Annotated in this window: 20 protein-coding genes; 4 read left to right on the top strand and 16 right to left on the bottom strand. The window is 71.4% G+C overall.

Annotated features, from left to right (window positions below):
• Positions 1 to 10 precede the first annotated feature (10 nt).
• Complete coding sequence (locus ACWEVP_RS07820) at positions 11 to 1,150, bottom strand: MFS transporter (protein ID WP_452061821.1); 1,140 nt, start codon at positions 1,148 to 1,150, stop codon at positions 11 to 13.
• A 61-nt stretch (positions 1,151 to 1,211) separates the two neighbouring features.
• Here ACWEVP_RS07820 and ACWEVP_RS07815 point away from each other — a divergent pair, with 61 nt between their 5' ends.
• Genes ACWEVP_RS07815 through ACWEVP_RS07805 form a run of 3 tightly spaced genes read left to right on the top strand, consistent with a single transcriptional unit; the run spans position 1,212 to position 3,586 of the window.
• Positions 1,212 to 2,144 (top strand): DUF5937 family protein, encoded by a 933-nt coding sequence (locus tag ACWEVP_RS07815; protein ID WP_452061820.1) that lies wholly within the window; start codon positions 1,212 to 1,214, stop codon positions 2,142 to 2,144.
• A 2-nt stretch (positions 2,145 to 2,146) separates the two neighbouring features.
• Entirely contained in the window at positions 2,147 to 2,917 is a 771-nt protein-coding gene (locus ACWEVP_RS07810; protein ID WP_452061819.1) for a tyrosine-protein phosphatase, read from the top strand.
• Between the two features lie 33 nt (positions 2,918 to 2,950).
• On the top strand, positions 2,951 to 3,586 hold the full coding sequence (locus ACWEVP_RS07805; RefSeq protein WP_452061818.1) for an MBL fold metallo-hydrolase: 636 nt from the start codon (positions 2,951 to 2,953) through the stop codon (positions 3,584 to 3,586).
• Here ACWEVP_RS07805 and ACWEVP_RS07800 read toward each other — a convergent pair.
• The 3 genes from ACWEVP_RS07800 to ACWEVP_RS07790 form a co-directional block, all read right to left on the bottom strand.
• Positions 3,583 to 4,266, bottom strand: a complete 684-nt coding sequence (locus ACWEVP_RS07800; RefSeq protein WP_452061961.1) for a DUF2334 domain-containing protein — start codon at positions 4,264 to 4,266, stop codon at positions 3,583 to 3,585. The genes ACWEVP_RS07805 and ACWEVP_RS07800 overlap by 4 nt on opposite strands.
• Before the next feature lie 86 nt (positions 4,267 to 4,352).
• Positions 4,353 to 4,817, bottom strand: a complete 465-nt coding sequence (locus ACWEVP_RS07795) for an NADPH-dependent FMN reductase (RefSeq protein ID WP_452061817.1) — start codon at positions 4,815 to 4,817, stop codon at positions 4,353 to 4,355.
• Positions 4,738 to 5,742, bottom strand: coding sequence for a phosphoribosylaminoimidazolesuccinocarboxamide synthase (locus tag ACWEVP_RS07790; protein WP_452061816.1), 1,005 nt, complete (start codon positions 5,740 to 5,742; stop codon positions 4,738 to 4,740). Before ACWEVP_RS07790 ends, ACWEVP_RS07795 begins: the two co-directional genes overlap by 80 nt.
• A gap of 47 nt (positions 5,743 to 5,789) precedes the next feature.
• Between ACWEVP_RS07790 and ACWEVP_RS07785 the strand changes: the two genes are divergently transcribed.
• A complete protein-coding gene (locus tag ACWEVP_RS07785; protein WP_452061960.1) occupies positions 5,790 to 6,596 on the top strand; it encodes an SAM hydrolase/SAM-dependent halogenase family protein in 807 nt (268 codons plus the stop codon).
• Here ACWEVP_RS07785 and ACWEVP_RS07780 read toward each other — a convergent pair.
• From ACWEVP_RS07780 to ACWEVP_RS07725, 12 genes are all read right to left on the bottom strand, one after another.
• Positions 6,479 to 7,360, bottom strand: a complete 882-nt coding sequence (locus ACWEVP_RS07780) for an MOSC domain-containing protein (protein ID WP_452061815.1) — start codon at positions 7,358 to 7,360, stop codon at positions 6,479 to 6,481. The two genes, ACWEVP_RS07785 and ACWEVP_RS07780, sit on opposite strands and share 118 nt — an antisense overlap.
• 43 nt (positions 7,361 to 7,403) lie before the next feature.
• Complete coding sequence (locus ACWEVP_RS07775; protein ID WP_452061814.1) at positions 7,404 to 8,144, bottom strand: amino acid ABC transporter ATP-binding protein; 741 nt, start codon at positions 8,142 to 8,144, stop codon at positions 7,404 to 7,406.
• Positions 8,141 to 8,893, bottom strand: coding sequence for an amino acid ABC transporter permease (locus ACWEVP_RS07770; RefSeq protein ID WP_452061813.1), 753 nt, complete (start codon positions 8,891 to 8,893; stop codon positions 8,141 to 8,143). Before ACWEVP_RS07770 ends, ACWEVP_RS07775 begins: the two co-directional genes overlap by 4 nt.
• On the bottom strand, positions 8,894 to 9,655 hold the full coding sequence (locus ACWEVP_RS07765) for an ABC transporter substrate-binding protein (RefSeq protein ID WP_452061812.1): 762 nt from the start codon (positions 9,653 to 9,655) through the stop codon (positions 8,894 to 8,896). It abuts the gene before it with no gap.
• Positions 9,652 to 10,428 carry a transporter substrate-binding domain-containing protein gene (locus ACWEVP_RS07760; RefSeq protein ID WP_452061811.1) on the bottom strand — a complete coding sequence of 259 codons (777 nt, stop codon included), beginning with the start codon at positions 10,426 to 10,428 and terminating at the stop codon, positions 9,652 to 9,654. Before ACWEVP_RS07760 ends, ACWEVP_RS07765 begins: the two co-directional genes overlap by 4 nt.
• Before the next feature lies 1 nt (position 10,429).
• A complete protein-coding gene (locus tag ACWEVP_RS07755; protein WP_452061810.1) occupies positions 10,430 to 11,245 on the bottom strand; it encodes a substrate-binding periplasmic protein in 816 nt (271 codons plus the stop codon).
• 120 nt (positions 11,246 to 11,365) lie between these two features.
• The gene (gene purB, locus ACWEVP_RS07750; protein WP_452061809.1) at positions 11,366 to 12,793 is read right to left on the bottom strand and encodes an adenylosuccinate lyase; all 1,428 of its coding nucleotides are present in this window, start codon (positions 12,791 to 12,793) and stop codon (positions 11,366 to 11,368) included.
• Positions 12,794 to 12,815: 22 nt separating this feature from the next.
• Positions 12,816 to 14,126 carry an N-acetylmuramoyl-L-alanine amidase gene (locus tag ACWEVP_RS07745; protein ID WP_452061808.1) on the bottom strand — a complete coding sequence of 437 codons (1,311 nt, stop codon included), beginning with the start codon at positions 14,124 to 14,126 and terminating at the stop codon, positions 12,816 to 12,818.
• Positions 14,123 to 14,995 carry a DUF4380 domain-containing protein gene (locus ACWEVP_RS07740; RefSeq protein WP_452061807.1) on the bottom strand — a complete coding sequence of 291 codons (873 nt, stop codon included), beginning with the start codon at positions 14,993 to 14,995 and terminating at the stop codon, positions 14,123 to 14,125. Before ACWEVP_RS07740 ends, ACWEVP_RS07745 begins: the two co-directional genes overlap by 4 nt.
• Entirely contained in the window at positions 14,989 to 16,134 is a 1,146-nt protein-coding gene (dgoD, locus tag ACWEVP_RS07735) for a galactonate dehydratase (protein WP_452061806.1), read from the bottom strand. The genes ACWEVP_RS07740 and dgoD overlap by 7 nt, the downstream gene beginning before the upstream one ends.
• Positions 16,135 to 16,147: 13 nt before the next feature.
• Positions 16,148 to 16,831, bottom strand: coding sequence for an SDR family NAD(P)-dependent oxidoreductase (locus ACWEVP_RS07730; protein ID WP_452061805.1), 684 nt, complete (start codon positions 16,829 to 16,831; stop codon positions 16,148 to 16,150).
• A gap of 14 nt (positions 16,832 to 16,845) precedes the next feature.
• On the bottom strand, positions 16,846 to 18,942 hold the full coding sequence (locus tag ACWEVP_RS07725; protein ID WP_452061804.1) for a hypothetical protein: 2,097 nt from the start codon (positions 18,940 to 18,942) through the stop codon (positions 16,846 to 16,848).
• Positions 18,943 to 18,959 lie beyond the last annotated feature (17 nt).

Genomic DNA, 18,959 nt, shown 5'->3' with positions numbered 1-18,959 from the left:
TCAGCCCAGGTTACGACGTTACTGACATTGTGCCAATAGCTCGCACGGGCTTCGCCACCAGCATTCCACCGGCGATCGCCGCGGCAAAGACACCGAACAACGGGGTGACCCACAGCGGCAGCACGCCGACGGCCAGCGACCCCAGCCCGAAGCCGGCGGCCTGCACCGTGAACGACAGCGAGAACCCCGCCGACCTGCGGTTCTTCGGCAGCAGCCGCTGCAGGTTGACCGAGGTCGCGGCCACCAGTGGCCCCGTGCACGCGCCGATCAGGGCCACCGACCCGAGGAGCCCGGCCCAGCCGAACCCGCCCGCGAGGGTGAGCCCGCCGACGACGAACCCGGCGAGGAACAGCCTCGGGTCGCCGGTCTTCCCGCGCCACGCGTAGAGCGCGCTGCCCGCGATGCTCGCCCCGCTCAGCACGGCGATCACGACCGGCGCCACCGTCTCGGGCGCGCCGAGCCGCTGGACCAGCGGGAGCGGCGCCACCTCGATCGTCGACAGCAGCAGCCCGACGGTGCACGCGCAGCCCAGCCACGGCAGGTAGGTGACGAGCCGGGCGGGCTCGACGTCGGCTTCGGATTCCACCCGTTCGTGGACACTGACACCACGCGGAACGAGGAGGGCCGCCGCCACGCACGCGAAGGCCATCGCGGCGAGCGGGACGAACGTGCCGGCCAGGTCGAGCACCGCGACCAGCGCCGGACCGCCGATGAGCACCCCTTCGAGGAGCATCGCGTCGACGGAGATCGCGCGCGGCAGCAGCTCGTCGTCGACGGTGTCCGCGAGCAGCGTCCGGAAGCCGCCCGACAACGCGCCGCCCGCGATGCCGGGCAGCAGGACGAGCCCGGTCAGGACGGGGGCGGGAGCCTCGGCGGCCAACGCCAGCACGACGTACCCGGCGGCGGTCAGGAGCAGGAGCGCGGGCAGGCCCCGCGCCGGGCCGACGCGGTCCAGCAGCCGCCCGACCGGCACCGCGCAGACCATCTCGGCGGCGACGAAGACCGACATCAGCACGCCGCCGAGCCGGTAGGAGCCGGTCGTCGCGGTGGTCAGCAGGGTGAACGCCAGCGGCGCCATGGTGGCCGGGAGCCGGGCGAACTGGACGCCCGCGGACCAGCGCCAGTAGGCGCGATGGGTGAACAACGACATGTCCGTAGCGTTGTTCGCTGCCCGTTCGGGGCACACTGATTCGGGTGAGGGCGAATCACCGATGATCGAGCTGGTCCTGACGGCGGCCGGCGCGCGCCGCGTCCGGTTTGCGATCTCGCCGTTGGAGGAGGTGCTGGGCGCGGTCCAGACACTGCTGGGTCGCCGGCGGCACCCGGCGCACCTGCCGTGGCTGTCGGGCGTTCCCGACGTGCCCGAGCTGGCCGCGGTCCTGGGCGCGCGGCACTACATCACCGAGTTCCTCAGCCCGCCGCCCGAAGGCCCGGAGACGACCGCGCAGGCGCAGCTGCGGGCCGTGCGGGCGACCCCGCCGGCGCAGGTGGCGCTGGAGCTGAGAATGGTCGACGCGGATCTGTCGCTGCTGCCGTCGGACCCGGGGGTCGCGCGCGACCTGCTGGCCGACCAGCTCGAAACGGTGTGGAACACGCTGCTGGCGCCGGAGTGGCCGCGCCTGCGTGAGCTGCTGGCGGCCGACATCGCGCACCGGACGCGGCAGCTGGGGTCCGGCGGGATCGCGGCGATGCTGGCCGGGCTGCACCCGCGCGTGCGGCTGTCGGAGACGTCGGTCCTGGTCGACGTCCGGGCGCGCGAGCGGCTCGAGCTGGACGCCCGCGGGTTGCTGCTGATCCCGGCGGTGTTCGCGTGGCCGAACGTCGGCGTCGTGACGGTGCCGCCGTGGCAGGTTTCGCTGCTGTACCCCGCGCGCGGAGTTGCTTCGCTGTGGACGTCCCCGGCCGAGCCGCCGGAGGCGCTGGCCGAGGTGCTGGGCCGGACGCGGGCGCTGCTGCTGACGAGCCTGGACCGCCCGGCGGCGACGACGGAACTGGCCCGGCGGCACGGCCTGGCCCCGGCGACGGTTTCGGCGCACCTCACGGCGTTGCGCGGGGCGGGGTTGCTGGCGTCGGAACGGCGGGGCCACCGGGTGCTGTACCGGCGCACGGAGCTCGGCGACGCGCTGCTGACCGGCAAACTGTGAGAATGGACAGAGCCGTGACTTGGGCAGGCTTCCACAACACCAGGGACCTCGGCGGCCTGCCGACGCGGTCGGGTGGCACGACCCGCCGCGGCGTGTTCTTCAGGGCGGCGGACCTCCGGTTCGTGACCGGCGACGGCTGGGCGCGGGCGCGGGAGGCCGGCGTCCGGACCGTCATCGACCTGCGCAACCCCGACGAGATCCGGCCGACGGCGGACGCCCCGACGGCGCTGGCGGGTTCCGCGCGGTTCGCCGCCGCGACCGAACCGGCCGCACCGGCGGGCATCGACCGCGTCGAAGTCCCCCTCGACGACATCGGCGACCTCGAGTTCTGGCGGTACGTCGACGGCGAGCGGCTGAACGGCTCCCCGCTCTACTACCCGGTCTTCCTCGACCGGAAGGCCGATCGTTGCGCCGCCGTCGTCGAAGCGATCGCGCGGTCCGCGCCCGGTGGTGTCCTGTTCCACTGCGGAGCCGGGCGCGACCGGACCGGTCTGGTCGCGCTCCTGCTGCTGGCGTTGGCGGACGTCGAACCCGACGCCATCGCCGCGGACTACGAGCTGTCCGCCGAAGCCCTGAAGCCGCTGTACGCCGTGATGGGCGCCGAAGACCAGGGACCGGCCATCGCGGCGATCCTCGCGGAGCGGGGCACCACGACCGCGGCGGCCGTCCGGGCCACGCTCGACGGGTTCGACGTCGAGCGGTACCTCCTCGACGCGGGCGTCGGCGGACAGGACCTCGACAACATCCGGCGCCGGTTCGTGCACCAGGACTAGGCTGGAAACGACCCCCCGTTAAGGAGAACAACGATGCGTATCGTCCATTTCGGACACGCCTGCCTGTTGCTGGAGACCGGCTCCGAGCGGATCCTGATCGACCCCGGGGCGTTCTCCACCGGGTTCGAGGGCGAGCGGGAGCTGTCGGCCGTGCTCGTCACGCACCAGCACTTCGACCACCTCGACGTCGAACGGCTGCCGAAGGTCCTCGACGCCAACCCGGACGCCAAGCTGATCGTCGACCCGGGATCCGCGCCCGAGGTCGAAAAACTCGGCGTCCCGTTCGACGTCGCCAATGTGGGTGATGCGTTCGCCGTCGGGGACACCTCGATCAAGGCCGTCGGCGGGCAGCACGCCGTCATCCACGCCGACATCCCCGTCATCCCGAACATCGGATACGTCTTCGACGACGGCGCGTTCTTCCACCCCGGTGACTCGTTCTTCGTGCCGGAGCAGAAGATCGACGTGCTCGGCCTGCCGACCGGGGCGCCGTGGCTCAAGGCCGGCGAGGCCGTCGACTACCTGCGGGCCGTGGCGCCGCGGGTGGCCGTGCCGATCCACGAAGCCGTGCTCGCCAACCCGGCCATGCACTACGGACTCTTCGGCAACCTCGCGCCGGAAGGCACCGAGGTCAAGGTCCTCGAACGAGCCGAACCCGCGAAGTTCTAGGCGGCGACCCTGCTCAACGAACCGTAGGTCGCGCCGAACGCGCGGTTCTCGAGAGCGACATCCACCGCGTCCAGCAGCGCCTGGCGGAGGCCGGGGCGGGTCAGGTCCGCGGCATCCACCCCCAGCCGGACCAGCCCGCCCCGGCGGGCCGACCGCGCCGCCGCCAGCACCAGCGCGAAGCAGCGCACCGTCTCCGTGCGGTGCGACTGGCTCGTGAACTCGCTCACGCGCGCCCGGCGCACCTCGCCGGTCACCAGGTCGCGGACCGCGCCGAGGTCCGCGCACAGGCGGAAGCCGTGCTCGGCCAGCGCCTGCAGCGTGCCAGGGGAAGCGATCCAGCGCGGCGGCGCGAAGCCGTCGACCGACAGTCCCGCGGTGTCCAGCGCCGCCTTCGCCGCGATCAGCCGCAGGCGCGCTTCGTGCGCCGGCAGCGTCGCGAACTCCGCCTTCTTGCCCAGGTACACCGTGCGGTGCGTGGGCGTGACGGTGTGGTCGTAGCCGTGCAGCAGCACGGAATCGCCGGCGCGGGCGCGCGTGCGCACCCACTCCGTCACCGGGCCTTCGCCGGTGCGGGCCGCGTACAGCACGGACAGCGGCACCTTGCGGCGGTCGAGTTCGGCCGCGAGGTCGGCGCACCGGTGCAGCGTGCGCGGGGTGATTCCCGACAGCGAAACCAGCAAGCGAGCGTCCACGCCACCATTGGGACGCACGCGTCTGACGTCGCCGTGAACTGCGCAGAACGGGCGAGCGTCCGTTGCCGGAAGGGTCAGGCGCCGTCACGCAGGCGCGACACCGCCACCGCGATCCGGCCGCGCAGGTCGGGGTCGGCGACCTGGCCGTCGGCGACGTCCGCGCGCGAGACCGGGACCCGCGCGCACGCCTCTTCGACGATCTTCGCGCCCGCGTACGTCAGCACCTTGCGCAGCGAGTCGTGCGCGTCGCGGCCGCCTGTCGGCGCCGCCACCGACGACGCGTTGATCCACGAGACCGGCTTGCCGTAGATCTCGCCGCCGCCGACCGTCCAGTCCAGGAGGTTCTTGAACGAGCCCGGCAGGCCGCCCGCGTACTCCGGCGTGCAGATCAGGATCGCGTCCGCTTCCCCGATCGCCGCGCGCAGCTCCGCGACGGCGGGGTGCAGCGGGTCGCGGTCGTCATCGGGGTTGAAGTGCGGCAGGTCGCCGAGGCCGGTGTACGTCTTGGTCGCGGTGAGGGTCGCGGCGGTCCCCAGCACCGCCGCATTGCCCGAGCCTGCTCGCAGGCTGCCGCAGATCAGCAGGATCACGAGGCCAGTCTGCCAGCGAAAGCCCGGTGACGCGGTGGTACGCCTCGACGTACCGGTCGCGCGTGGCCGTCACCACGTCCGGGGGCAACGGCGGCAGCGCCGACACGCAGTCCCAGCCCGACGCGGGCCCGACCAGCCAGTCCCGCACGTGCTGCTTGTCGAACGACGGGCGTGAGCGGCCCGTGCGGTGGTCGTCGGCCAGCCAGTAGCGCGCCGAGTCCGGCGTCAGCAGCTCGTCGGCCAGCACGAGCTCGCCGTCACGCCGGACGCCGAACTCGAACTTGGTGTCGGCCAGCAGCAGGCCCTGCTCCTCCGCCCGCGCGGCGCCGCGGCGGTAGAGCTCGAGCGAGGCCTCCCTGACCTGCTCGGCGAGCCCGCGGCCGAGGATCGACGCGAACGTGTCGAAGTCGAGGTGCTCGTCGACCTCGCCGGGCCGCGCCTTCGTCGACGGGGTGAAGATCGGCTCCGGCAGCCGCGCGGACTCGGCGAGCCCCGGCGGCAGCGGAACCCCGCACACCGACCCGGACTTGCGGTACTCCGCGTACCCGCGGCCGGCCAGGTGCCCCCGGACGACGGCCTCCACCGGCAGCATCTTGAGCCGCTCGACCAGCAGCGCGCGGCCGCGGAAGGCCTTCGGGATCCGGCGGCCGTCGTAGGCGACCAGGTGGTTCGGGACGACGTCGGCCAGCTCGTGGAACCAGTGCACGCTCATCGCGGTGAGCACCCGGCCCTTGTCCGGGACCGGATTCGGGAACACGCGCTCGAAGGCCGAAATGCGGTCGGAGGCGACGACCAGCAGGTGGTCGTCGCCCGCGGCGTAGAGGTCGCGGACCTTGCCGGAGGCGAGCCGCTCGGGGGTGGGGAGGGGTGTCACGCGCTGAACCCTAACGGGCACCCTCCGCCACCATGGATGATGCTCACATGGCGTACGACTGGATCTCGGTGACGACCGACTACGGCCTGCGCGACGGCTTCGTGGCGGCCTGCCACGGCGTGATCGCGCGGCTCGCGCCCGCCGTGCGGGTGATCGACGTGACCCACGAGGTGCCGCCCCAGGACATCCGGCACGGCGCGATGGCGCTGGCCCAGACGGTGCCGTTCCTGCCCGAAGCGGTGCACGTCGCCGTCGTCGACCCGGGCGTCGGCACGGCCCGGCTCGGCGTGGTCGTCGTCGCCGAGGGCGGGCTGCTGGTCGGGCCGGACAACGGCCTCCTGCTGCCGGCCGCGCAAGCCCTCGGCGGGGTGCGGGAGGCCTACGAGCTGGCCGAGCCGTCGCTGCGGCTGCCGGTCACGTCGGCGACGTTCCACGGGCGGGACGTCTTCGCGCCCGCCGCCGCGCACCTCGCGCTGGGGGTCTCGCCGAGCGAGTTCGGCACCCGCGTCGACGACCTGGTCGAGCTGCCGGAGCCCTTCGTGGCGGCGTTCCCCGGGAAGCTCGTGTCGGAGGTGCTGACGGTCGACCACTTCGGCAACGTCCAGCTCGCGGCGACCCCGGCGGACCTGGAGCTGTCGGGACTGTCCGGCGCGGTGTCCGTGCACAGCGAGCGGGTCGCGGTGACCACCGAGATCGGGCGGACCTTCGCCGACGTCCCGGCCGGCGCGAGCGTGCTCTACACCGACTCGGCGGGCCGGCTCGCCGTCGCGGTCAACGGCGGTTCGGCCGCGGCGGTGCTCGGGCTCGGGCCGGCCCAGGAGTGCACGATCACCTCGTCGCCGACCGCGAGCTGACCCGGCTTCCGCACAGCCGCCTTCATCCCGAACGTCACGCCGCCATCCGCGTGGCGGCGGTAATCGGCGAGCGTGCGGATCGGCTCGGGGCCGGCTTTCCGGCCGGTCTCCTGGTCGACCATCGGGACCGTGCAGCGCACGCACTGCTTGGCGTAGGCGAACTCCGCGGTGCCGGCGGTCATCGCGCGGACGTCGTCCTCGGTGTGCGGCTCGACCCAGCCGGAGACGACCACGTTGGGCCGGAAGCGATCCATCGGCACGGGTTCGCCGCCGCGTTCGAGGATGCGGGCGTTCAAACCGTCCAAAGAGGACTTTCCGGCGACGAGCAGGGCGTGCCCGTCGGCGAAAGCGGCCGTGCCGGGGGTCTCACCGCTCGTGACGCGCTCGTGGTCCGGCGCGACGCCGATCAGCACCGAAGGCAGGCCGAGCAGGTCCGAGAACCACTCCGCGGCTTCGCCGCCCTGGTGGATGCCTTCGCCGTGCCAGGAGAACGTCGAGCCCGGGTGACGCGCGCCGTCACGCCGGATGTCGATCTCGAGGTCGTCGCGGCCGGGCGCGGACAGCGCGAGCCGGTCACCCACGACGCGCGGCCGGACCGCGGCCAGCACCGGGTAACGGCGCTGGCTGCGGAAGTCGCCATCGGGCGCGACGACCTGGAAGACGCGGTCGTGCGCCAGCCCGGCCGGGGTGACCTCGGCCACCGGCACGTCGGTGCCGGCGCAGCCCTTGACCGGGTAGTACGTCAGTCGCGCGATCCTCGCCATGCCCGCAGGCTACCCGGGCGCCGGGCGGGGAAGCCCTCGGTTTTCAGAGCACCTGTGACAGGAATCGCCGCAGGCGGGGGCTCTGCGGGTCGTCGAACACCTGCGCCGGTGGGCCCTGCTCCACGATGCGGCCCGCGTCCATGAACGCGACCTCGTCGGCCACGTTCCGGGCGAAGCCCATCTCGTGCGTGACCACGATCAGCGTCAGACCCCGGGACGCGAGCCCGGCCATCAGGTCCAGCACGCCCTTGACCAGCTCGGGGTCCAGCGCGCTGGTGGCTTCGTCGAAGAGCATCACCTCGGGGTCCATCGCCAGCGCCCGCGCGATCGCGACGCGCTGCTGCTGTCCGCCGGACAGCGCGCTCGGGCGGTACGGCGCCTTGTCCGCGAGGCCGACCTCGGCGAGCCGGGCGCGAGCGATCTCCGTCGCTTCGTCCTTGCTCAGCTTCTTCACGCTGCGCAGCGGCAGCACGATGTTGTCCAGCACGCTCCGGTGGCCGAAGAGGTTGAAGTGCTGGAACACCATGCCGACGCGCTGGCGCAGCGCGTCCGGGTCGGCCTTGATCACGGACTCGCCGTCGAGCAGCAGGTCCCCGGAATCCGGCTCCTGCAGCCGGTTCACGCACCGCAGCAGCGTCGACTTACCCGATCCGGACGGCCCGATCACGCACGTCGTCTTGCCGCGTTCGACGCGCAGGTCCACTCCGCGCAGGACTTCCAGCGTCCCGAACCGGACGTGGACGTCCCGCAGCTCCACACTGGACGAACGCACCGCCGTCGTCACGACACGACCTTTCCACTCGAGACGAGATCCGGCTCCGGTTCGGTGGCGCGCACCTTGCGGCCGGTCCGCAGCTTCTTGTCGATGTGGTTCACCAGGTGCGTCAGCGGCACGGTGATGACCAGGTAGACGAACCCGGCGGCGACCAGCGGCGAGAGGTTGCCGGTGTTGGCCGCGAGGTCCTGCCCGATGCGGAACAGCTCGCGCTGCTCGGACAGCAGGCCGAGGAAGTACACCAGGCTGGAGTCCTTGATCAGCGCGATGAACTGGTTCACCAGCGCGGGCAGCACGCGCCGGACGCCCTGCGGGATGATCACCAGCAGCATCGCCTTGCCGTAGCTCATCCCGAGCGCGCGGCTGGCTTCGAGCTGGCCGTTGTCGACGCTCTGGATGCCGGACCGGAAGATCTCGCCGATGTAGGCGGCCGCGATCAGGCTGAGCGCCAGGATGCCGAGCGGGTAGGGGTTGGTGCCGACGATGTTGCGCGCCACCGTGCCCAGGCCCTGGCCGATCACCAGGATCGTCAGGATCGCCGGCAGGCCGCGGAAAACGTCGGTGTAGACCCGGGCCGGCCAGCGCAGCCAGCGCTTGGCGGACAGGCCCATGACCGCCAGCACCATGCCGAACACGATGCCGATCAGCCCGGACGTCAGCGCCAGGACGAGCGTGTTGAGCAGGCCGGTCTTCAGCAGGTCGGGGAAGACCTGCCAGATGTACTCCCAGTTGAGGAAGGTGTCGAGGAACTGCTCCATCTACTGCCCCGGCCTGAACTCGGCGGGCACGGGCGCAGTGGGTTCGAACTTGTCGTGAACCTTCAGCCACGTCCCGTCGGCGACGACCTTCTTGATGCCGTCGTTGAGCTTGTTCGCGAGTTCGTCGTCACCCTTCTTGACGGCGAAGCCGTGCGGGATGGTCGTGACGATCGACTTGGCGACTTTCAGCCCGGCGTTGTTCTTCGCGTAGTCCTCGGCGGTGGCCTGATCGAACACGGCGCCGTCGACCGCACCGGTCTTGAGCGCGCTCAACGCGGCGGCGTCGTTGGGGAACCGGACAGCCCGCGCGGCGGGCGCGTTGGACGCCAGCCAGTTGTCCGAAACCGTGCCCTGGACGACACCGATCCGCTTGCCCGACAGGGAGTTCTCGTCGGTGATGCCGGCCGTGTCGCGCGCGGCGATGCCGAGGGCTTGGTAGTTGTAGGGCGCCGAGAAGCCGACGGTCTTCTTGCGGGCGTCGGTCTGCGCGATCGCCGAGCTGCCGATGGCGAAGGTGCCGTTGGCGACTTGGCCGAGCAGGGCGGAGAAGTCGGTCGCCACGAACTCGAGCTTCAGGCCTTCCTTCTGCGCGATGGCCTTGAGCAGCTCGTTGTCGAACCCGGTGAAGGTGCCGTTTTCCTGGTAGGCGTTGGGTTTCGAGTCACTGAGCGTGCCGACGCGCAGGGTGTCCGACCCGCTGTCGGAGGTGCCGCACGCGGTCAGCGTGAGCGCCGCGGCCAGGGCGGTGAAGATCAGCTTCACGCCCCACCCCCGGAGAATCCCGCGGGCACCGGCGCGTTCGGCAGGAACTGCTGGTGCAGCTTCAGCCACGTGCCGTCCGCGATGGCCTTCTTGAGGCCGTCGTTGATCTTCCCGAGCAGCTCGGTGTTGCCCTTCTTCACCGCGAAGCCGTGCGGCACATCGGTGACGAAGCTCTTCACGACGACGAGCTTGGCGTCCGGGTTGTCGGTGACGTTCTTCTCGGCGATGCTCTGGTCCAGGATGTACGCGTCCACGGCGCCGGTCTTCAACGCGGTCAGCGCGGCGGCGTAGTCCGGGAAGCGGACGGCCTGCGCGTCCGGGACCGTCGTACCCAGCCAGTGGTCACCGACGGTCGCCTGGATGACGGCGACCCGCTTGCCTGCCAAGCCCTTCTCGTCGGTGACCAGCGTGCCCTGCTTGGCCTGGATGCTCATCGTCTCGAAGTCGTAGGCAGCGGAGAAGTCGACGGTCTTCTTGCGCTCGTCGGTCTGCGCGATCGCCGAGCTGGCGATGTCGTACCGGCCGGACGCGACCTGCCCGAGCAGCGCGGAGAAGTCGGTCGCGGCGAACTCCAGCTTCAGGTTCTGCTTGGCCGCGATGTCCTTGAGCAGCTCGTTGTCGAAGCCGGTGTAGGTGCCGTCCTTGAGGAAGATGTTCGGCGGCGCGTCGCTCAGCGTGCCGACCCGCAGTGTCGAGGAAGCGCTGTCCGAGCCTCCACCGCACGCGGTCAGCGTCAGGGTGGCGGCCAGAACGCCGATGAGGAGCTTCTTCACCTCAGACACCCACGTTCTCGACGGGAAGTCCGGGGCCGCCCTGCCGCAGTTCCTTCGACAGCGGCGTGGTCTTGTAGAACTGCCCGTAAATCCGGGCGACCGTCCCGTCGGCGACGGCCTTCGCCAACCCGTCGTTCAGCTTGTTCAGCAGGTCCGTGTTCTTCTTGGCCACCGCGAACGCCGACGGGGTGTCCTTGTCCTCGACCGTGTAGCCCAGCTCCAGCGGCACCGCCGGGTTCTGCTCCAGGTACTTCTGTCCGATGTCCTGCGGGACGACCCAGCCGTCGAGCGTGCCGTTCTTCAGCTGCGCGAAACCCGCGTTGTAGTCCGGGAAACGCACCACCTGCGCACCGGCCGTCTTGCCCGCGAACTCGTCCTGCACCGACCCCTGGACGACGCCGAGGCGCTTGCCCGCGAACGCCGCCGGGTTCTTCAGGTTCGCCCCCTTGGCCGTCACGATCGTCGTGAAGCCGGTGTTGTAGCCGTTCGAGAACGCCACCGTCTTCTTGCGCGCCTCGGTGCTCGAGATCGTCGAACTGCCGATGTCGAACTTGCCGTTCGCCACGCCCGCCAGGAGCCCGGCGAACTCCGTGCCGACGAACTCGACCTCGAAGCCCTCACGCTTGGCGATGTCGCGCAGCAGTTCGTTGTCGTAGCCGGTGAAGCGGCCGTTCTCCAGGTAGATCGACGGCGGGGCGTCGCTCAGGGTGCCGACGCGCAGGGTGGTCGAACCACTGTCCGAGCCGCAGGCGGTCAGGGTCAGCGCCAGCGCGCCCGAGGTGACGAACGCGGCGATTTTCGACAGCGTGGATCTCATCGCTTCTTCCATGGGTGAGCGCGCGCGGGTGGCGCGCGTAGAACACGGGGTCAGCGATCGAGATTAGGGATTTCGCCCGTTCGAGTGGATTCGTTCCAATCCGTGGACGGGTGGGTCAGCTCACAGGATCGGCTGCGGCGAGTAGCCCGCCGCTTCGGGGAACCGCTCCAGCACCCGCGCCACGCGCTCGGCCACCTGCTCGACCTGACGGCCGGCCGTGCCGGTGAAGGAAATCCGGTCGGCGAGGAGTTTGTCCAGCTCACCGCGGTCGAGCGGGATGCGCTCGTCGGCCGCGAACCGGTCGAGGAGGTCGTTCTCCGCACGGCCTTCGCGCATTTCGAGCGCGACGGCGACGGCGTTCTCCTTGATGGCTTCGTGGGCCGTCTCACGTCCGACGCCGGCGCGGACCGCCGCCATGAGCACCTTCGTCGTGGTGAGGAACGGCAGGTAGCGATCCAGCTCACGCTCGATCACCGCCGGGAAGGCCCCGAATTCGGAAAGGACGGTGAGGAACGTCTCCAGCAGGCCGTCGAGCGCGAAGAACGCGTCCGGCAGCGCGACGCGGCGGACGACGGAGTCGGAGACGTCGCCCTCGTTCCACTGGTCGCCGGCGAGCTCGCCGATCATCGAGAGGTAGCCGCGCAGCACGACGGCGAGGCCGTTCACGCGCTCGCACGAGCGGGTGTTCATCTTGTGCGGCATGGCGGACGAGCCGACCTGACCGGGCTTGAAGCCCTCGGTGACCAGCTCGTGCCCGGCCATCAGCCGGATCGTCTTGGCCAGGCTGGACGGCGCCGCCGCGAGCTGGACCACGGTGGACAGCACGTCGAAGTCGAGCGAGCGCGGGTACACCTGGCCGACGCTGACGAACCGCTGCTTGAACCCGAGGTGGTCCATCACGCGCTCTTCGAGCTGGTCCAAAGTGGACTCGTCGCCGAGCAGGTCGAGCATGTCCTGCGCGGTGCCGACCGGGCCCTTGATGCCGCGCAGCGGGTAGCGCCCGATCAGGTTGTCGAGCCGCTCGAAGGCGACGAGCAGCTCGTCGGCCGCCGTGGCGAACCGCTTGCCGAGGGTGGTGGCCTGCGCGGCGACGTTGTGCGAGCGCCCGGCCATGACGGTGTCGGCGTGCTCGACCGCGAGCGCGGCCAGCTTCGCCAGCACGGCGGCGACGCGGGTGCGCATCAGCTCCAGCGAGCGCAGCAGCTGCAGCTGCTCGACGTTCTCGGTGAGGTCGCGCGAGGTCATGCCCTTGTGGATGTGCTCCTGCCCGGCGAGGTCGCTGAACTCCTCGATCCGCGCCTTGACGTCGTGCCGCGTGACGCGCTCGCGCTCCGCGATCGACTCGAGGTCAACCTGCGAAAGGACCCGCTCGTAGGCCTCGACGACGCCGTCCGGCACGTCGACGCCGAGGTCCTGCTGCGCCTTGAGGACGGCGATCCAGAGCTGCCGCTCCAGGACGACCTTCTGCTCCGGCGACCAGAGCGAGACCAGCTCCGCCGAGGCGTAGCGGGCGGCGAGCACGTTCGGAATGCGGGGCTTGTCCGTCACGCCCTCACGATACCTGCGCTGGTCAGCACGGTTGCACGTCGGCGGCCTTCACGTAGACGACCCGGTGATTGTAGGACAGCTGGAGGTACTTCGTCGCGCCGGTGACCAGCGTGTGGTTGGCCGGCACGCCCGCCGGGTCGAAGCGCGCGTAGTAGTTCTCCGCGCGGAACTCGCCGGTGACGACGTAGCTCTGGCCCGCCGGCAGCGTCCACGGGACGGCGCCGACCGTCCAGATCGGGTCGAACGGGATGTCCGCCGGGTATTCGGACTGCTCGGGGAACGCGCGCCCGTACAGCGGCACCGACGTGGCCGCGGTCACGCGCGGCGCGCGCGCCGGGACGGTCACGCTGTGCCCCGGGTTCTCGAACCACGCCTTCTGCCCGCCGTACCAGATCGCCGTCCAGTCGCCCTGCTCACCGGCGAGCACGTACGAGCGGCCGGCGACCGCTTTGTCGCTCCAGTCGTCGATCGCGGTCGTGCCCGCCGAGCCGTCCGGGTGCACGACCGGGTCGGTGATCAGCGGGGAGGCCGCGTCCGGCGCGGTGTGCAGGTAGACGAAGTTCGCGCCGTGCGCGGGCAGCGGCGTGCAGGTGCCCCCGGAGCAGGTGGTCAGCTCGGGCTGGTTCGCCGTGTAGTCCGGCTTGATCGTGACGACCGGGCTGTCCGCCGGACCCGTCGCCTTGACCGGCGCGCCGAGCAGGTCCATGTAGTGGTTCCAGTCCCAGTAGGGGCCCGGGTCCCAGTGCGCGGCGGCGAAGTTCGTCGTGCGCTCGCGGGAGATGTCCTCGTGGCCGAGGATGTGCTCGCGGTCCAGCGGGACGTGGTACTTCGCGGCCAGGTACTTCACCAGGTTCGCCGAGGCCTGGTACATCCGCTCGGTGTACCAGGTGCCGCCCTGCGCCGCGATGCCTTCGTGCTCGATGCCGATCGAGTGCTCGTTCATCGTCCAGTTGCCGGCGTGCCAGGCGACGTCCTTCGTCGGCACCATCTGCGTCACCTGGCCGTCGGACGAGCGGATCACGTAGTGCGCGCTCGACCCGCTCGACGGCTTCTGGAAGGTGGCGATGGCCTGGTCGTACGGGCTGACGCCGCTGCCGGGCAGGCTTTCGGTGTCGTGGATGACGATGTACTTGATCTGCTGGCCGTCGGCCGGCCGGTTCGCCGGGTCGTAGTTCCCGTAGTTGTTCGGGTTGCCGTGGTCGGTGCTCGCCCAGTCGTAGGCGGCGGGCACGAACCGGCAGTCGAGGTCCGCCGGGCATTCCGGCGCTTCCTGCGCGTGGGCCGTGACGGGCAGGGCAGCGGTGACGGCCAGCGCGAACACCGCGGCGGTCACGCTTCGGACGGTGAAAGGCACACGCCATCTTCCCGGATCACGGCACGGATTAACAAGCCGGTCTTTTCGCCCGGATCCAGAGTCGTCAACGGACCGAGGACCTCCAGCTCGACGATCCGCGCCGGCGGGTCCAGGTCACCGAGGGACGCCAGGGGTTCGGGAAGCGGGTGCTCCAGCCAGATCTCCAGCGGCGAGCCCTCGTCCGGGTACTCGCCGGACGGGTCGACGTCGAACGACAGCGTCAACGGGCCGTACGACACCCAGCCCGCGGTTCCCGGCACGCCGAGCTTGCCCACGACGTCCTGCGGCGGCACGACCAGCCGGTCACCGTCCACTGTGTACTCCGGGGTGCCGGTGCCCGCCACCAGCGCGACGACGTCCGGCCGCCGCAGGCCCGCCGTGACCGCGCCGCCGCCGGGCAGCTGCGTGACGTTCCAGAGGGCCCACCGGACCCGCCGGGAAGAGGTGTTTTCGGCGGTCAGCCGCAGCTCGTAGCCGTCGCCGAGGATCGTGACCGCGCGCGTGAAGCGCAGGCCGGTGCGCGGGTCCGGCGCGCTGGTCATGGTGACCGTGTCGCCGTCGACGACCGCGGCGTACGGCCCGGAGTCGAGGACCGGGTCGGGCGGGCCGGGCCACTGGCCGGGGCCGTCCCAGCCCTGCGGCGCGGGCCACGTCTTGTCGCCGCCGTAGTTGACCCAGTCGCCCATCCGCCCGGAATTCGGCCGGTACTCGCCGCGCAGGTCGTCGCCGAGCAGCTTTTCGTTGCGCCACAACAGCTCGACGCCCCGGTAGCGCACCGACAGCAGCCGCCCGCCGAGTTCCGGGACCAGGCCGAGCCGCAGGTCGCCGCGCTCGAGGCGGATCACCATTCGGCGAGCCCGCCGTCGTCGTGGCGCCAGACCGGCGAGCGCCAGCTGTGCCCGACTTCGTCGGCGCGCCGGACGGCCTCTTCGTCGACCTCGATGCCGAGGCCCGGCTTCAGCGGCCGGGCCGCGTAGCCGTCCTGGAACGCGAAGAGCGACGCGTCCACGAGGTACTGGTGCTCGCGGCCCTCGTGGTAATGCATGCCGACACTCTGTTCCTGGATCAGGAAGTTCGGCGTCGCGAACGCGACCTGCAGGGACGCGGCCAGCGAGATCGGGCCGAGCGGGCAGTGCGGGGCGAGCGACGCGCCGTACACCTCGGCCAGCGCGCCGATCCGCCGCAGCTCGGAGATGCCGCCGGCGTGCGACGGGTCCGGCTGGACGACCGCGACGCCCGCGTCGAGCACCGGCTTGAACTCCCAGCGCGAGTAGAGCCGCTCGCCGAGCGCGATCGGCACGGTCGACGCCTCGACGATCGACCGCAGCGCGTCGCCTTGGGTTTCCGGCAGGATCGGCTCCTCGACGAACATCGGCTGGACGTCTTCCAGCAGTTTCACGAGCCGCCGCGCCATCGCGGGCGAGACGCGGCCGTGGAAGTCGATCGCGAGGTCGCGGTGCGGCCCGAGTACCTCCCGCGCCTCCCACGCGCGCGCCACGGCGGCGTCGGCCTCGGCGGGCGACGCGATCGCGGTCAGCGGGCCGGCGACGTTCATCTTCACGGCCGTGAACCCGGCCTCGACCTGAGCGGACACGGCTTCGCGGATGCCGGACGGCCGGTCGCCGCCGACCCAGCTGTAGACGCGGACGCGGTCGCGGACCGGGCCGCCGAGCAGCTCGTGCACCGGCGCGTCGCGGACCTTGCCCGCGATGTCCCACAGCGCGTGGTCGTACCCGGCCAAGGCACTGGAGAGCACCGGGCCGCCGCGGTAGAAGCCGCCGCGGCGCAGCACCTGCCAGTGGTCCTCGATGCGCAGCGGGTCCTGGCCGATCAGCAGCTCGGACAGCTCGTGCACGGCCGCGCGCACGGTCTCCGCGCGGCCTTCGACCACGGGCTCGCCCCAGCCGCAGACGCCCTCGTCCGTGCTGACCTTGAGGAACAGCCAGCGCGGCGCGACCAGAAACGTTTCAACCCCGGTGATCTTCACCCGTGTCCCCCATCTACGCGGAATCCTTGGCGGCGGACCAGCCGCCGTCGACGGTCAGCTCGGCCCCGGTGACGAACGACGCCGCGTCCGAGAGCAGGAACGCGATCACGTTCGCGACCTCGGCCGGGTCGCCGAGGCGGCCGGCCGGGGTCGCCCGGGCGCTGCGCTCGCGGTCTTCCGGCGAGATGTGCGCCCAGGCTTCGGTGAGCACCGGTCCCGGCAGGACGGAGTTGACCCGCAGGGACGGTGCATATTCCACGGCCAGCTGCCGGGCCAGCGCGACCAGCGCGCCCTTGCTGGCGGCGTACGCGGGGTGGCCCGGCAGCCCGAAGTGCGCGTGCACCGACGAGACGAGCACGACGGCACCACGCCGGGCCCGCAGCGATGGCAGGCAGGCTTTGAGGGCGAGGTAGGTACCGGTCAGGTTCACGTCGAGCTGGCGCTGCCACTCGGCCCGGTCGATCTCGTGGAGCGGGCCGGTGCTGGGGACGTAGGCGTTGCTGACCAGGGCGTCGACCTCGCCGATGTCCGCCCAGGTCGCTTCGTCGGCGACGCTGCCCCGGATCGGCGTGATGCCGCCGGGGAGTTCGGCGATGTCCACGCCCAGCACGCGGTAGCCGTCGGCCAGGAGCTTGCGGGCCGTCGCCAGCCCGATCCCGGCCGCCGCTCCGGTCACCACCGCGGTGCGCGTGGACATCGCCTCTCCTCGGGTCAGAACTTCGCTACGTGAACATGGTCGTCCGGCCCGCGGGCGGCGAACCACAACGACGCGCCGTCGGACGCCGCGCCGAGGGTTCCCACGATGCTCCCGCTCGGGTACTCCGGCCGTTTGAACCAGCCCGCCCAGGAGCCGGTCCAGTCGTTGGCCCACAGCGTGTAGTCGCTCGCGGACGCGGTGAGCGCTACTTTCGCGCCGACCGCGACCAGCGTCGGGCTGCTGCTGACCGTGCCGCCGATGGACGCCCAGTCCGACCACCCGGCACCGGTCTTGGTCCGCACCCAGACGCTGTCGTCGGCGGTCCGGACGGCGACGACCGTGCCGCTGGTCGAAGTCGCCGCGCCGGGACGGCCGTAGATCGGCTTGCCGCCGGGCGCGCCGAGACCGGACCACTGACCGTCGCTGGTCCGCTGCCAGACCTGGCCGTCGCCGCCGCGGACGAAGACGGTTCCGTCTCCGGTTACGGACGGCGAGTCGGTGAGCGTGCCGCCGAGCCGCGTCCAGGCACCCCACTGGTTGGTGAAAGTGCGCTGGTAGAGGGCGTTGTCGAGGCCGCGGACGTAGACGTCGGCCCCGGTCGGCGTGGCGACGGCGGCGGGCTGGCCGAGGAACTTGCCGCCCACCTGCGGCGCGCCGCCGAGGCCGTCCTGCCGGAGGTTGCCGGCCGGGTCGCGGAAGAACGTCACCGTCTTGCCGCCGGTGCGGACCACCGCCGGGCTGGCGGACGCCGGGCCGCCGACGTCGTCGCCGGGGACGAGGTCGGTGCCGTGCAGGCGGAGGAACGCGGTGCCGTGCGCGGGCACGGTGACGGTGTACTCGCCGACGGCGCCGCCGCGGTCGGCCCGGGCCCGGAGGTCGCGAATGGACACTCGCCCGGTGAGACCGGCATCGGCGAACTTCACCGTCATCCGCGTCGGTGCCTCACCGCGGTTGAGCAGGACCACAGCCCGGTCGCCCCGCTGGGAGAGGACCTTGCTGTAGGTGTCGGTGCCGCCGGTCGTCGCGACGCGGACGCCCTGGGTGCCGAGACGGTCCTGGTTGACGCCGACGATCTCCGGGTTCTTCAACGTCTTAAGCATCGACGCGGGGAGCGTGCGCGGGTCGGAGCCGAGGATGAGCGGGGAGGCCATCTCCGCCCACATGACGAACTGGGTGGTCGACTCCTCCTCGTTCAGCTCGTAGGTGCCCTGCTCGGTCTTGCGCATCGGGATGAGGTAGTCGGGGTCGTTGTAGTGGCCCGGCCCGTTGGCCTCGGGGTGCGCGGCGTTGGCGTCCATGTTGCGCAGGACGTCTTTCCAGATGCCCTCGTACGGCGTGCCGAACGCGATGTCGGTGCTGGTGCGCCAGGAGTCGGCGACGAGCGGGCCGTAGGTGTAGGCGATGCCGGCGACCTGGTCGGGCCCGTGCGGGACGCCCCACTCGTCGGTCACCGGGTTGCAGACGTTGAGGACCATCGGGCGGCCCGCCTTGGCGAGGGCCTGGCTGAACTGCGTGAACGCTTCGGCGGGCTTGAGGTTCTGGGCGATGCCGCAGAGGAAGTCGACCTTGACGGCGTCGAACTTCCAGCTCGCGAACCGCTTGGTGTCCTGCTCGTAGTAGCCGCCGGAGCCGGCCGCGCAGTTCTTGCCGTCGGAGGCGCCGGCGTCGGTGTAGATGCCGGCCTTGAGGCCCTTGCCGTGCAGGTACGTGACCAAAGAGGACAGTCCACTCGGGAATTTCGCGGTGTCCTCGTGGAGGTTCCCCTGCGCGTCGCGCGGATCGGGCGCGGTCCAGCCGCCGTCGATCCAGACATAGCGGTAGCCTGCGTCGCGCAGGCCGCTGGAGACGAGGAAGTCCGCGACGGACTTCACCGACGTCTCGCTCGGGGCGCCGAGGCCGTAGTAGGTGTTCCAGCCCATGTAGGGGGTCTTCGCGACCCCGCTGTCGTAGTAGTCGGGAGCGCCTTGGTCCACGGCCGCCTGCGCGGGAGCCACGGAGATCGCGGCCGCCATCGCGGCGGCCACCGCCAGAGTTCTCTTGAAGAGCATGTGCCGGACGCCTTTCTCCGGTGAACTGCGAGCCGGGAGCAGCATGCCGGGACGCCTCGGCACCCGTCAAGAATAAATCC

Source organism: Amycolatopsis sp. NPDC003865, from assembly GCF_053605345.1.
The sequence above is the reverse complement of the archived record's forward strand: the minus strand, read 5'-3'. Positions and strand labels throughout refer to the sequence as shown.